This window comes from Tenacibaculum sp. Bg11-29 (assembly GCF_002836595.1).
GTDB lineage: Bacteria > Bacteroidota > Bacteroidia > Flavobacteriales > Flavobacteriaceae > Polaribacter.
This window is the reverse complement of sequence record NZ_PJBB01000003.1, coordinates 3163698-3177962: the sequence shown is the minus strand read 5'-3', so window position 1 is coordinate 3177962 and position 14265 is coordinate 3163698. Positions and strand designations below refer to the sequence as shown.

Annotated in this window: 17 protein-coding genes; 7 read left to right on the top strand and 10 right to left on the bottom strand. The window is 29.4% G+C overall.

The window, feature by feature from the left end; genetic code table 11:
- Window positions 1–7 precede the first annotated feature (7 nt).
- The 5 genes from CXF68_RS14490 (at window position 8) to CXF68_RS14470 (ending at window position 6006) form a co-directional block, all read left to right on the top strand.
- The gene (locus CXF68_RS14490; protein ID WP_198553827.1) at window positions 8–490 is read left to right on the top strand and encodes a nitrophenyl compound nitroreductase subunit ArsF family protein; all 483 of its coding nucleotides are present in this window, start codon (window positions 8–10) and stop codon (window positions 488–490) included.
- Window positions 491–1201: an aromatic aminobenezylarsenical efflux permease ArsG family transporter gene (locus CXF68_RS14485; protein ID WP_101045844.1), complete on the top strand. Its 711-nt coding sequence runs from the start codon at window positions 491–493 to the stop codon at window positions 1199–1201.
- A gap of 196 nt (window positions 1202–1397) precedes the next feature.
- A complete protein-coding gene (locus CXF68_RS14480) occupies window positions 1398–3425 on the top strand; it encodes an ATP-dependent endonuclease (RefSeq protein ID WP_101045843.1) in 2028 nt (675 codons plus the stop codon).
- A complete protein-coding gene (locus CXF68_RS14475; protein ID WP_101045842.1) occupies window positions 3415–5160 on the top strand; it encodes a UvrD-helicase domain-containing protein in 1746 nt (581 codons plus the stop codon). Before CXF68_RS14480 ends, CXF68_RS14475 begins: the two co-directional genes overlap by 11 nt.
- 207 nt (window positions 5161–5367) lie before the next feature.
- On the top strand, window positions 5368–6006 hold the full coding sequence (locus CXF68_RS14470; protein ID WP_101045841.1) for a hypothetical protein: 639 nt from the start codon (window positions 5368–5370) through the stop codon (window positions 6004–6006).
- A 583-nt stretch (window positions 6007–6589) separates the two neighbouring features.
- On the opposite strand, the gene CXF68_RS14460 is transcribed toward CXF68_RS14470, so the two are convergent.
- Genes CXF68_RS14460 through CXF68_RS14430 form a run of 8 tightly spaced genes read right to left on the bottom strand, consistent with a single transcriptional unit; the run spans window position 6590 to window position 11096 of the window.
- Complete coding sequence (locus CXF68_RS14460) at window positions 6590–7060, bottom strand: OsmC family protein (RefSeq protein ID WP_101045840.1); 471 nt, start codon at window positions 7058–7060, stop codon at window positions 6590–6592.
- Window positions 7061–7118: 58 nt separating this feature from the next.
- Window positions 7119–8021 carry a PhzF family isomerase gene (locus CXF68_RS14455; RefSeq protein WP_101045839.1) on the bottom strand — a complete coding sequence of 301 codons (903 nt, stop codon included), beginning with the start codon at window positions 8019–8021 and terminating at the stop codon, window positions 7119–7121.
- Window positions 8022–8023: 2 nt separating this feature from the next.
- Window positions 8024–8986: a quinone oxidoreductase gene (locus CXF68_RS14450; RefSeq protein ID WP_101045838.1), complete on the bottom strand. Its 963-nt coding sequence runs from the start codon at window positions 8984–8986 to the stop codon at window positions 8024–8026.
- A gap of 36 nt (window positions 8987–9022) precedes the next feature.
- On the bottom strand, window positions 9023–9403 hold the full coding sequence (locus CXF68_RS14445) for a nuclear transport factor 2 family protein (protein ID WP_232771667.1): 381 nt from the start codon (window positions 9401–9403) through the stop codon (window positions 9023–9025).
- A 58-nt stretch (window positions 9404–9461) separates the two neighbouring features.
- Entirely contained in the window at window positions 9462–9938 is a 477-nt protein-coding gene (locus tag CXF68_RS14440) for a GNAT family N-acetyltransferase (protein ID WP_101045837.1), read from the bottom strand.
- A gap of 8 nt (window positions 9939–9946) precedes the next feature.
- Window positions 9947–10090: a hypothetical protein gene (locus CXF68_RS20630; protein ID WP_157821943.1), complete on the bottom strand. Its 144-nt coding sequence runs from the start codon at window positions 10088–10090 to the stop codon at window positions 9947–9949.
- Between the two features lie 17 nt (window positions 10091–10107).
- Entirely contained in the window at window positions 10108–10497 is a 390-nt protein-coding gene (locus tag CXF68_RS14435; RefSeq protein WP_101045836.1) for a RidA family protein, read from the bottom strand.
- Entirely contained in the window at window positions 10494–11096 is a 603-nt protein-coding gene (locus tag CXF68_RS14430; protein WP_101045835.1) for a CGNR zinc finger domain-containing protein, read from the bottom strand. The genes CXF68_RS14435 and CXF68_RS14430 overlap by 4 nt, the downstream gene beginning before the upstream one ends.
- A gap of 92 nt (window positions 11097–11188) precedes the next feature.
- On the opposite strand from CXF68_RS14430, the gene CXF68_RS14425 reads away from it, so the two are divergent.
- Window positions 11189–11416 carry a hypothetical protein gene (locus tag CXF68_RS14425; protein WP_101045834.1) on the top strand — a complete coding sequence of 76 codons (228 nt, stop codon included), beginning with the start codon at window positions 11189–11191 and terminating at the stop codon, window positions 11414–11416.
- Between the two features lie 132 nt (window positions 11417–11548).
- Window positions 11549–12439, top strand: coding sequence for a DMT family transporter (locus tag CXF68_RS14420; RefSeq protein ID WP_101045833.1), 891 nt, complete (start codon window positions 11549–11551; stop codon window positions 12437–12439).
- 151 nt (window positions 12440–12590) lie between these two features.
- On the opposite strand, the gene CXF68_RS14415 is transcribed toward CXF68_RS14420, so the two are convergent.
- Both CXF68_RS14415 and CXF68_RS14410 read right to left on the bottom strand, forming a co-directional pair.
- Window positions 12591–13295 carry a LytTR family DNA-binding domain-containing protein gene (locus tag CXF68_RS14415; protein WP_101045832.1) on the bottom strand — a complete coding sequence of 235 codons (705 nt, stop codon included), beginning with the start codon at window positions 13293–13295 and terminating at the stop codon, window positions 12591–12593.
- The gene (locus CXF68_RS14410) at window positions 13295–14086 is read right to left on the bottom strand and encodes a sensor histidine kinase (protein WP_101045830.1); all 792 of its coding nucleotides are present in this window, start codon (window positions 14084–14086) and stop codon (window positions 13295–13297) included. Before CXF68_RS14410 ends, CXF68_RS14415 begins: the two co-directional genes overlap by 1 nt.
- Window positions 14087–14265: the final 179 nt, after the last annotated feature.

The following is a 14265-nucleotide window of genomic DNA, read 5'->3' as shown; positions in this document are numbered from 1 at the left end:
TATAAAAATGAAATCGAAAATTCACGAAAACAAAACAAAAATTAAAGACATGAGTAAAGCAATCAAATTTTTAACAATTGTAGTAATTACGCTACTATTCACATCTTGTAAAAACCAAGATAAGAGTCAAGCAACTATTTTAGATACATCTGTTTCAAAAATTGAGGTTCTAGATTTTCATTCAACACGTCGATGTATGACCTGTAATGCTATTGAAAAAAACACGAAATACACATTGAATACTTATTTTGCTGAAGAATTGAAAGACCATAAAATTACATTTCAGATTATTAATGTTGATGAAAAGGAAAACGAAAAAATTGCTGAAAAATTCGAGGCTTTAGGAACAGCATTAATCTTAAACGTGATAAAAAAAGGAAAAGAAACTCACATAAATTTAACCGATTTTGCTTTTATGAACGGAAATGACCAAGATGCCTTTTCTAAAGAACTGAAAGCTAAAATAGCTACTGAATTAAAATCGCTCTAAATGGATTTTTTAAAATCACTCTTAGAGCATTACAATATTCCAATAGTATCGGCATTGATACTCGGGTTAATGACCGCCATTAGCCCATGTCCTTTAGCTACCAATATCACTGCAACTGCATTTATATCTAAAAACATTTCGAGTAAAAGGAAAGTGTTTTTAAGCGGATTATTGTACTCTTTAGGTAGAGGGTTTAGTTATACTGCAATTGGCTTGCTATTATATTTTGGTGCAAGCAAGTTTCATATTGCTCGATTTTTCAATCAGAATGGAGAGAAATATTTAGGGCTTTTATTAATAATCATTGGCTTGATTATGCTAAACATAATAAAACTCCATTTTTTAGGGAAATCGAATTTTCAAGAAAAACTATCTGAAAAATTTAAAAACAAAGGGCTTTTAGGCTCTTTTTTAATAGGTGTCGTTTTTGCTTTGGCATTTTGCCCCTACAGTGGTGCTTTATTTTTCGGAATGTTAATTCCTATGTCAATTGTATCAGCAGACGGACTTTATTTGCCCATCATATTTGCGTTAGGAACAGGGTTACCAGTAATTATTTTTACGTATTTACTGGCTTTTACAGCAGGAAAAATAGGTGTTTTTTATAACAGCATTACGAGAATTGAAAAAGTGATGCGCACAGTTGCTGGTGTTGTTTTTATATTGACAGGATTGTATTATGTTTTCATTTTTATGGGAATATTGGAATAGATAAGTATATATAAATTATTGATTATTTCCTTCTTAAATGTTTCTTTATAAATGTAATACCCCTTTCATAAATGAAGATAGGAGCGAAGTGCTAATGTATATGGGATAGGGCCATTTTAATTAGTTACGGATTTCCGTTAATATTACAGATTAAAATTATTTACCTTTAATTTAAAATTATGAAAAATTAAGTAAAATGAAAATAAAAAATGCAAGAATAAATAATTTTAGATTATTAAAAAATATAGATTTATCTTTTAATGATAAATCTACAGTAATTGTTGGACGAAACAACTCAGGTAAAACTTCGCTTACAGAAATATTTAGGCGTTTTTTTTCAGAATCAAATTCTCAAAAATTCAAATTAGAGGATTTCAGTATTTCAGCTATTGAGAAGTTTCGTAAAGCATTAACTAATAAATCAGCTGATGAAGGTGAAGATACAATTAGAGATTTATTTCCAAAAATTGAATTACAATTACTTGTTGATTATGATGATAATAAATTTGATTACGGTGTTTTAAGTGAATTTATTATTGACCTTGAAGAAGAAAACACAGAAGCAATAATTAACATTAGCTATCAATTAAAAGACGGAAAAATTAAAGCATTTTTTTATGATTTGGATGACCCCAAAAATCCCGAATTTTTAAATATTATTAGAGAAAGAATTGTTAAGTTATACACTACGGAAATTACTGCTATTGATCCAACTGATAATACCAATATTATAAAAGTAGACCATAGCAAATTATTGGAACTTATCGGTGTAGATTTTATTAATGCTCAAAGAGGACTCGATGATGTTACCCAAAGTGAGAGAGATGTTTTGGGAAAAGTCTTGAGTAGTATTTTTAAAAATGCTTCTAATGAAAATGCATCAGAAGATATGAAGCAAAAATCAAAATCATTAAATGAAGAAGTTGATAAAATTCAGAATTTTATAGATACAGACTTAAAAGAAAAATTAGATGAATTCTTACCAACACTAAGTATGTTTGGTTATCCTGGTTTATCTGACCCAAATCTTACTACAAAAACAACTTTCAACGCAGAGACAATAGTAGAGAGTAATACTAAAATCTTATATAAAAAATCTGAAGGGATTACCTTACCAGAAACGTATAATGGTCTTGGTTCTAGAAATTTGATATTTATCCTCTTTAAGCTTTTTGAATATTTCAGAAAATACCAATCTAATCCAATACTTGTAAAAAATCATCTTATTTTTATTGAAGAACCTGAAGCTCATTTACATCCACAAATGCAAGAAGTTTTTATCTCTAAACTTTATAGTATAGCAGAAACTTTTTCTAACGATTTAAACAAAGGTGTAAAATGGCCTGTACAGTTTGTAGTAAGTACACATTCTACTCATATAGCTAACGAGGCTGATTTTGATACTATTCGTTACTTTTTAACAAAAAATGATGGCATTTTAGCTGAAACCGAAATCAAAGATTTAAAAGAAGCTTTTAAGACAGAAGAAGATAACGATGATAAAGATTTTATATACAAGTATCTAACACTTACTAAATCTGATTTATTTTTCTCTGATAAAGCAATTTTGATTGAAGGAGCAACAGAAAGAATCTTAATGCCAAGCTTTATAAAAAAAATAGATAGTGAACTAGAAAAAAAACTTAGTAGTCAGTATTTAACGATTTTAGAAGTTGGAGGGGCTTATGCTCACCATTTCTACAAATTTTTAGATTTTTTGAATTTAAAAACATTGATTATAACTGACCTCGATGCAATCGATACAAATAATAACCGAACAGCTTGTCTTGTTTCAAAGGGTAATGAAACAAGCAATACAGGATTAAAAAAATGGTTTAGTGATTTACAAGAGCCAGTATCTGATGGTGATGATTCAATTTTGAGTCAAATTCAACTGAAAACTTTTGAAGAAAAAGAATTAGAAGCCAGAAGAATTTCCTATCAAATACCCGAAGGAGAACATGGCCCTTGTGGAAGAAGTTTTGAAGATGCTTTTATGATTACAAATAAAGCTCTTTTTGGAATTACTCAAAATGAAAAAAGTGCTATTGAAAAGGAAGCTTATGAGCAAGCCGAAAAACTGAAAAATAAAAAAGCAAATTTTGCTTTGGAATATGCTTTAGAAAAAACGGATTGGAATATCCCTTTATACATAAAAGAAGGTCTCACTTGGTTGTCGAAAAATGTTCTTACTAATCAAACAACTGAAGAAAATGACAACTAATAGTAAAAGTCCAGCTGAAATAGCATCAGAAGCAGCATTAGCAAAACTCTACAAAGCGATTGATGATAATCAATGTTTTAGATTAGAAGCAGGGGCAGGAGCGGGAAAAACTTACTCATTAATTAAGGTGTTGCAATACTTAATTGATAAAAAAGAAACTTCTTTCCTTAGAAAAAATCAAAAGATAGCCTGCATAACATATACAAACACAGCAAAGGAAGAAATAGAAGATAGGGTTGATAACAATCCTATTATCTATGCAGATACGATACATGCATTTAGTTGGAGTTTTTTAAGTGGGTTTCAAAAAAGTATTCGAGAATTTATCCCTTCTATTAGTAAAAAATGGGAAAGTCGAATTAAAGAAGCTGGTGGATTAAACAATCAAGTAGTTAAATATGATTTAGGCTATCCTAAAGCTACAGACAGTGAAATTTTATTGCACCACGATGATGTAATAAAAATTATGGTTCATCTTTTATCAAAAGAAAAATTTAAAAGCTTATTAACCGATCGGTTTCCTATAATCTTAATTGATGAATATCAAGATACTAATACAGACTTAGCAGACTCTATTATAAGCCAATTAATAGATTCAAATTATGATATTATGATTGGATTATTTGGAGACCATTGGCAAAAAATATATGGTTCTAATGCCTGTGGTCTAATCGAAAATGAAAGAATTAGTGAAATCGGTAAAAACGCCAATTTTAGATCTGAAAAAAATATAGTTCACGCATTAAACAGGATGAGACCAGATCTTTCTCAAAATGAGAAAGATCCAGATTCGGAAGGGGAAATAACTATATTTCATACTAATAATTTTACAGGAACTAGGAGGGCTGGAGGTCATTGGAATGGTGATTTGCCAATTGAATCATCAAAAACAAGTATTCAACAAGTAAAACAATTACTAACCGAAAATGATTGGGAATTTGATTTTGAAAACACGAAAATATTAATGTTAACGAATAATGTTTTAGCCGAAGAGCAAGGATATATAAATCTAGCTTCAGTTTTTAGAGATTCAGATGATTATTTAAAAATGAACGATCATTATATTAAGTTTTTCATTGATGTCTTAGAGCCAGTTTGTAGGGCCTTTGAAAATAAAAAATATGGAGAAATGTTTTCGGCATTAAATTCCAATACACCTAAATTGACTAATCAAAATGATAAATCAATTTGGAATTCAAATTTAAACCAACTAATAGAAGTTAGAAAATCTGGAACAATTGGAGAAGTACTTGCGTTGCTAAAAACATCAGCACAACCAAGGTTATCACCAAAAGTTGAAGAAAGAGAATCCAAATTCGCTAGAATTAAGCTTTTAGAGGAAGTTCCAGAAGAAGAAAAATCTTTTATTTCTAAAATTGAAAAGTTAAAAGATATAAACTATCAAGATGTAATAAATTTATTTGAATATATAAATAAGAACACACCTTTTTCTACTAAACATGGAATAAAGGGGAAAGAATTCAACAATGTTCTTATCATTGCAGGTAGAGGATGGAATCATTATAATTGGGATCAATTTTTAACGTGGCATAATACAGCTATTCCCTCAGGAAAACAGAGTACTTACGAAAGGAATAGAAATTTATTTTACGTTTGTTGTTCTCGTCCCAAAAAGAGACTAGCTATTCTTTTTACACAAGAGTTATCTTTGAATGCTTTAAAAACACTTTCTAATTGGTTTGGAAGTGACAATTTATATTCATTAAGTTATTAGTAAATATTGTTAGATCGAAACTAAAATTAAAGAAAATGGATTTAGAATATTTAAGGTAAAAATGAACATCTACATTTTAGATATTCAGTACTAAATATTATTGATTTTCTAAGCTTGATTTTAGTTAAAAAGAAAGCAGATAAATTAGAATTTATTACTTTTCTTATAAAGAAAAAAGATAAAGTACTTTAGCTAAAAACTAGCAACATGAAAAAATGTCTTTTTCTTTTATTTATAATTATTTCCTTTCATTCGTATTCACAAACCTTTGTTAATGATGTTAGCAAGGTAGCTGTAGTGGTAATTGATTATTGTGTAGATGAGAATGGTAAACGTTATGATATAAAAATTAACCAAGATAAAAGCACTTATAAGCATGAAGGGTGGAGACAAGGCAGTTTAGAACACTTTAAAAAGGGAAAGTTATTTTACCTAATGAAAATGACGAATGAGTGTTGGCAAGCTGTATATTATTTTGTGAATTCAAAGTATAAAACTTATGAATTACCAGAAGAAGATCGTTTAAAATGTAAAGCATTTCATCGTGGTAAGTTTAAATATGAAAACCCTGCTTACAGTAAAACAATAATGAAACGACGAAAAAATCGTCAAATTGAAAAAGGAGGTTTAGCAGGTAAACAAGTTTATAAAATAAAGTGGACTGATGATCACAAATATCAGTTAGAGACTCTTAAAATGTCTTTAGAAAAAGACAAACATAAAGAAGGGAATTTAATAGAGGTTGAAATTATTGAAATTTTAAACCCTCAAACATATTTATATAAAGCTCAAATTACAAATGATGAAGATAAAAATATTGTATTTGGATTAATAACTAAAATATAATTCTATTTGGCATAATGTTGAATCATAGCAGGATTTAACAAGTGTATAGAAGTTATCTCGTCAGAGTAATTATTTAAATCATAAACCCAAAAATTACTATAGAGAACTATACTAACTTTTGGGTTTATTAATTGGTTCATTATTATAATTTAAAGCTATTTTAAAAACTCAAAACCTTTTAGTTTAGGCGTGTTTAAATCAACTTCATGCGTATTCAATTATTCGAGCACTTTTAAAGCAGCACAGCAGTTGTTACACAAAACATTCTTCACATTTACCTTGTATTAATAATTGTGAAACTTCTATTTTCCTATTTGGTATTTTAGGAATAGCAACATTAAAGGCATCCAAACAATCTACCTTTCCACAATCAGAGCATTGAAAATGAGGATGAACATCACTATGTTTATGCGCAGAACAATCATTACAGCAGTTGTGATTATTTCAATAATACTAGAGACTTCATTTTTTAATTGATTAAACGAAATTTAGTCACATAAAATACAATGTGCCGTTATGAACGATGCGCGTTTAATAATGCTCAGGTTTTTTGATATTAAATTATTTTCATGAAATAAGTGAATTATATAGTTTCAATTTTTAATTCTGAAGTGATATCTATTGCTTTATAAACAGATTTATATACAGCACAATATTCTTTATGAATTTTATGTACACGCTCTATAGTTTTCCTGTCTTTTTCTTCGGCTAAAAGAGTGTACTTAACAAGTATTCTTTTAATAACTAATACATTGTCCTCAAGCTCCACTTCACCGATAACATCAGACGTAAGTTTATCATTATCAGCATCAATTTTACGAACTTTTAAAGCCCCTCCAAACGTGCCCGTTAAACAGCCTCCTACAGCAGAAATTAAGTAATCAATAGTTGTTGCATGCGGATCATCAATAGTATCGCTAACGCCATAGTGTTTTGCAATAGCGCCATGAAGGCCAAATTGTACAGGTTCTTTTTCTGCTGGTAAATAGGCATGGCGTAATGAACCTTTTTTTCGTTTTATTTTTATATTCGATGTATAAACAAGATTTGACATACTACTTTTTTAATTAAATTAATTATTCCTTTTTTAATTTGATAATCTCTAGTGATTTTTAAAGGCTTATTTCAGTTTCAAATACCACTACAGCATTGCCTGTAACTTGCACTTTTTTTGGTTGGTTGTTCTCTATACTTACTTTAACATCCATATATCCTTTTCTTCCCATAGTTTGTCCTTGTTTAATTCTAAATTTTAAATGTTCTCCATTGTGAGGAGTTAAACCATGATATACCAAATATGCTCCTAAAGGACCATTGGCATTACCAGTAACAGGATCTTCATTTATTCCAATAGCAGGGGCGAACATGCGACCGTTAATCAAACAATCTTTTTCATCAGAATCGAACGTAAACACATAATATCCATTGCATTGAATGGCATAACTTAATGCTGCTAGTTTAGCAAAATCTGGTTGTAAATTATTAAGCACCTTATTTTTATGGATTCCAATCATTATTTTAGAATGTCCTGTAGAAACAACTTGAATCGGACAATCTTTATTTATATCATCTTCTGATAACCCTAAAGCAGAAATAATATCTTGTCTAATTTCGGCGTTAAAAGGTTCGTTAATCGTTATTTTACCTTGAGTCATTTTTATTTTATAATCATCTTTATTTCTAATGATTTCAAAAGGTAGTATCCCTACTTTAGTTTTCATTCTCAATACACAAGAATCCATATTTTCTGATATGGCCATAGCGTACATTGCCGAAATAGTAGCATGCCCACAAATAGGAACTTCTACTGTAGGTGTAAAATAACGAATGACTCCATCATTTAAATGATGATCTGAGGGGAAAATAAATGCAGTTTCAGAATTGTTTAACTCACGAGCAATCTGTTTCATTTGAGTATCGTTTAAGCCTTTAGCATTAAGTACAACACCTGCAGGATTCCCTTTAAACCTATTTTTAGTGAAAGCGTCTATTTGATAGATATCATATTTTTTCATTATCAATCAGGAATTAATAAAATCTTACTAGAACTTTTACCACTTTCTAAAAATTGATGTGCTTTTTTTCCTTCAGAAAGCTTAAATTTTACGGGCTCTTTAATAGATAGGTCTCCGTTTGTAATCATGCTAAATAATTTTTCGGCTCTTTGTTTTCGTTCGTCTGCGTTAATTAAATAACTCCAAAGATCTCCGCCAATTAACGTTTTACTGGTGTCCATTAACATTCTAGGATCTATTGGTTGTGGATCTCCACCACTCATACCATAAAAAACTACACTACCACAGTTTTTTGTTACCTCAAAACTATCTAACAAAGTAATTCCAACACTATCAAAAACCACAGCTACCCCTTTGCCGTTTGTTAAATTCTTAACCTCTTGTTTCCAGTTTTTATTTAATTGGATGGCATAATCTGCTTTGTTAGCTATGATAGTTTCCATTTTTTTAAGACTTCTTGTTAGTCCAATAACTTTAGCACCTTTTGCTTTGCATAATTGTGTGAGAATTTGACCTACACCGCCTGAAGCTGCATGTATAAGTACCCAATCTCCTTTTTTTACAGTATAGCTGTCGTTAGATAAATAATGAGCAGTGAGCCCTTGTAATAAAACAGAAGCTACCAAGTTAGAATTAATATTCTTTGGAATTGGTATAGCATGAGCTTCTGGAATAACGACATATTCTGCATTTGCATAAGGAACATCTGCGTATCCTAATCTGTCTCCAATTTTATATTTATCTGATTTTGAATTTACAACAATACCAGCACCTTCATATCCTGCTATATACGGAGCCTTTCCTTTTAAATGATAATTCCCTTTTCTTCTATAAATATCAGCATAGTTTAAACCTATGGCTTCATTTTTTAAAAGAATTTCACCTTCTTTAATTTCTGGAGTTGGTATATTAATATACTCAAGGACATCTGGATTCCCAAACTTAGAAAAAGTTAATGCTTTCATACTCTTTTTATTAATTTTATAGAGGGGTTAAATATTTTATAATTTACCTAATAATTCCCTAGAAATCACAGTATCATATATAATCTTTAACTTGCTAATTTTATTATGTTCGTCAAAATCTATAATGTCAACAACATCAAATTCAACTTTTTCATTATTCTTTAAAGTCCATTTATAGGTAAAATATAGTGCGATACTGCTGGTGTCTTTTTCTTCAAAAATTCCTAATAGGTGAAGTTTAGAATTTGTCGTATCATTACTCAATTCGTGATAAAATTCCTTTGCTTTTTTAGTTCCATAAAGTGGTGAGTCAACAATACCTTTTTTATTAAACAAATTAATTACATTTTCGATGTCACCATTTTCAAGATAATTGATGTATTTATTTGCAACTTCTTTCTTTGTTATCATTTTCATTTACTGTCTTAAATTATGAATAGTTTGTTTTTTTGGTACGCATACAACTGGTATTATTCTATTTTTTTGACATCATATTAATCTCTTTTTCGTTTAAACGAAAGACTACTATTTCATCTACTTCTCTTGCGGCAACGCTTTTATAAAATCGTATTGCAGAAACATTGGTCTTTAAAGCCCACCATTCAAATCTCGCGCAATTGTTTTCTATTGCAATTTTAGATAAATAGGTTAACGCTATTTTTCCATAGCCTTTTCCTTGATGTGATGGCTCAATATATAAATCATCAAGATGCAACCCTTTTTTTCCTGTAGCTGTAGAAAAGGTAAAGTAATAAACAGCAAAGCCACATGGTATTTGTTTATTATAAAAAATTAATGCGCTAGTTGATGAGTTTTTATCAAATATATTTTGCTCAATATCTTCTTTAGTTGCTGATACTTTATAAGGGAGGTCTTCTGCAATAGCAAGATCATTAATATATTTAAGTATAAGTTCAGAATCGTTTCTATGTGCTCTTTTTATTTCAAACATATTTTAAATTATTTAAATCTTGAAGCATCTTCAGCTCCACAAATTCTATACGAAAGAAACCATTTTGCTATTTTTTTTAGTGACACTATTTGTGTTTTCTTTTTTTCTTCTACTAAACAACCTACTGGTAGGCAAGGTGCATTACAATTCATGCTATTTTATTTTAAAGTTATTCTGTTATTGCTGTAAATTCTATTTCTACTAGCATATCTGGATTTACCAACCGGCTAATTTCTACCATAGCAGTTGCAGGTTTTATAGTACTGAAAAATTCGCCGTGTGCTTTTCCTATTTCTTCCCAACGTGAAATATCAGTAGTATAAATACGTGTTCTAACCACATGCTTGAGGCTCGAACCCATATCTTCTAATACATTTTTCACAGTTTCTATAATGGTTTTTGTTTGTAAATATAGATCGTTAACCCCTACGATGTTACCCTCTTTATCTGTAGCTGTAGTACCAGAAACCTCAATGATATTACCAACTTGTACCGCCCTAGAGTAGCCTACTTTATCTTCCCATGGGCTACCCGTTGTAATATTTATTCTTTTACTCATACGATCTTATCTTTTAGTTTTTTTTTGCTTTCATAATATTTTCTAGCCTTTACTTCGTTACCACAAGTATCCATATTACACCATTTTCTACATTTGTTTTTACTAGAATCATAGTAAAGCCAACCACAATTTCCACACTCTTTTATTCTATCTGTTTTTTCAGACATCAAAAGTTCATGGGCAGCTTTTCCAATTTTTAAAATATAGCTATTTAGATCATTTGCATCTATCTCTAAATATTCTTGTGGGATATTATCTACCACAAATATTTTAGTTGCTCTTCTGATTTTTTGCAAGAGTGAATCAAAACATTTAAGATCTTTTTCTTTTATTTCCCTATGAAAAGCAAGTCCTTGAAATACACGATGTAAAAATTCTCTTTTCTTTTTTACTTCCTTTAAATTGAAATCGACGTCATCAAAGTTTGTTATTTCATTTTCTAGAATACCAACTTTTTTTAACCATGCAATCCATTCTTCTTTTCCAGTAAGATAATCGATAGGGCTTGCAACCAATCGATCCTTATAAGTATTGATGAAATTGAGAGATAGATTTCCCCCGTCTAAGGGCATATTTTTTATAATTTCTACATTATCCATGGTGCAAAGTAATAGAATTATAACTAGTAAAACAAGTTTTGGTAGTTTAAATATTATGTTATATTTGCACCAGTGTAAATAATTATGGTAGTATGATTAATAAATCAAGTATAATTACAAGAAAATGGCATGGCATAGTAAACGCTATAGATGCTGATGTATATCTAGAATATTTAATTGAAAGTGGTGTCGCTGATTATAAATCGGTCTCTGGGATTTTAAATATCGAAATTTTGAGAAGAATAGAAGGAAAGGTGTGTCATTTTCATACCGTAACACAGTGGAAATCTTACGAAGATATCAGCGCCTTTTCTGGTTAGGATTACACCAAATCAAAATACTATCCAAAAGACAAAGTCTTTTTATTAGAATTAGAAGAAGAAGTTCAGCATTTTGAAACTTTTATATTTTAACTTAAAATTTAAATGATTTCTATAATTAAAAAATAGCAAATGAATAAACTCATCCCTTTTTTATTTTTAACACTAACAATGTTACTTTGGGCAGCCAATTTTTATGCTGTTAAAATAGCATTAGCGTATTATACTCCCTTAGGAGTGGCAACCTGGCGATTTTTATTTGGTGCATTAACACTTTTCGTCATATTATTTATCAAGAATAGGAAACAAATGTTTCAATTTAAATTCACAAAAAAAGAATGGTGGCATATATTTTTAACTGCTTTTTTTGGGATATTTCTTACTATTTATTTTTTTAATGTAGGTTTAAAAACTACGAGTGTTATTAACGGATCATTAATCATAGCTACAGCTCCTGCCATAACAGGAATATTTTCATTTTTCTTTTTAAAACAAAAATTAAAATTGAAGCAATGGCTGGCTATCATTATCAGTTTTATTGGCGTTTTAATTATTTTAGCTAAAGGAGATATAACACAATTTTTTGATCTTAAATTTGAAATAGGCGATATTTATATATTGCTAATGGCTTTGGTATTTTCATTCTCACAAATTATTGTTAGTAAGTACCTATCGCATATAGATGCTATAACAATGACAGGTATTGCTTCCTTTTTCGCATTAGTGTTATTTGCCATATTTTCAGTTCCACATTTATTAACTATTTCTGTCCCAACTGCACCTTCATTTTGGTGGAGTATTTTATTTATGGGTGTTTTAGGTTCTGGAATTGCATATTCAATTTTCTATTATAGTGTTGTAAAATTAGGAACTACTATTTCTGCATTGAGTATGAATCTTATTCCGTTTTTTGCAGTATTATTAGCATTTGTTTTTGATGAAAAAGTATATCCTGTGCAAATTTTAGGTGGTCTTATAATCATTGCTGGATTGATATTATTTAGTATTTCTAAACGAAATTAAACGTATAATTTTTTGATTAAAACAACATCCTTTAATATCTATTTCTTTTCAAATGTTTATCAAAACTTGTTAATGGATTACGCTTTACCAAAACGGCGGTAGGAGAGAAGTGAAAATAAGTATAGAATAGGTCCTTTTTACACTTTCATACCTACTTTAAAAGCTCATTAACATTGGTTTTATACAATTTACCAATAGGAACAACAGTATTAGCAATATGAATTCTATTCCCTTCAATACGTTGAATATGTTTTGTACCAATGGCAAATGATTTATGAACTTGCAAAAATTCATTTTTAGGTAACAAAACTAAGATATCTGAAATTTTTCCTCGTACTGTAATCGTATCAGTAGTGGTAAAAACCTTTGTGTAATTACCTGAAGCTTCCATATATAAAATAGTTTTAACGGCCACTTGTATGTGACTATTCTGTTGTTTTAAGAATATTTGATTATTCGTAGAGTCTTCGTTTTCTTGTTTAGGAATAGCTGTTTCCTTATTGGTATTTAATATGTCATTAACTTTATTTACCGCCTTTAAAAAACGCTCAAAACTATAAGGTTTTAACAAATAGTCGGTAATATTAAGCTCATAACCATCAATAGCAAACTCACTATAAGCAGTAGTTACAATAACTTTAGGAGGTAAGATTAAGGTTTTTAAAAACTCAAAACCTTTTAATTTGGGCATATTTAAATCTAAGAAAATTAAATCTACTTCGTGTGTATTTAAATACTCTAAAGCTTCTAAAGCGCTGTAACAGTTTTTTTGTAGTTGCATAGCAGGAAGCATTTCACAATACTCCATAATAATTTTATGCGCTATATGTTCATCATCTATAATTAAGTATCGCATTAGTATAACTTTAAAATTAGTTTCGCTTTATAAATAGTGTTATTTATAGTAAAGGAAAGTGAATGTTTTTTTGGATATACAAGGGCCAATCTTCGTTTTAAATTATGTAAGCCAATACCACCTTCTAATGACGTTTGATGCAGGTCAAAATTATTTTCAATATTAAAAATAACCTCCTTTTTATTGGCAATTAAATTGATATGAATATATGCTTCTTTTTCTAAATTTTCGAGTCCGTGTTTAAAAGCATTTTCTAACAGAATAATAAAAAGTAACGGCATTATTTTACTATCCAAATGCTCAATTTGGTGGTTAAATTGGATATCTGATTTTTTATGATAGCGTATTTCTTGAAGCTCAATATAATTTTGTAAATACGCTAACTCATCTTTAAGAGTTACCCAATCTTTTTGACCTTCATAAATACTATAACGCATCATATCAGAAAGTTTAAGCACCATTTGTCTTTCTTTTGAATCTTTTTCCATCATTCCATACAGGTTATTAAGCGTGTTGAAAAAAAAGTGCGGATTTACCTGACTTTTTAAATGCAATAATTCTGTTTTCGCTTTTTCATGTTTTAATCGAATAATTGCTCTTATTTGTTTAAATAACCAATAGGCAATTGTAATAAAAACAACTATAAAATAAAACGCAATAAACTCTACAAACCCTTCTAATTTACCAAAAGTGTCATTAAATAGAACAATAATTAGCCCTATAAGAACAAGACTTATTTTATAAAAACGTTTTATAATTTTCTTTTTTTTATCTGATACTCTTAACTTCATAAGCCAATATTAATTAAATAAACGGCTTCCTACAAATAAGTTGATAAACGATTAGATAGTGTATACAAAAACACCTTTATATGGTATAAAGAGATTTATAGTTACGCTGCGTATTTGTATCCCATTTATAGGCTCGTATATCCCATTCTCTTTTGTTTTAGAGGCCTTGTAAATATGTT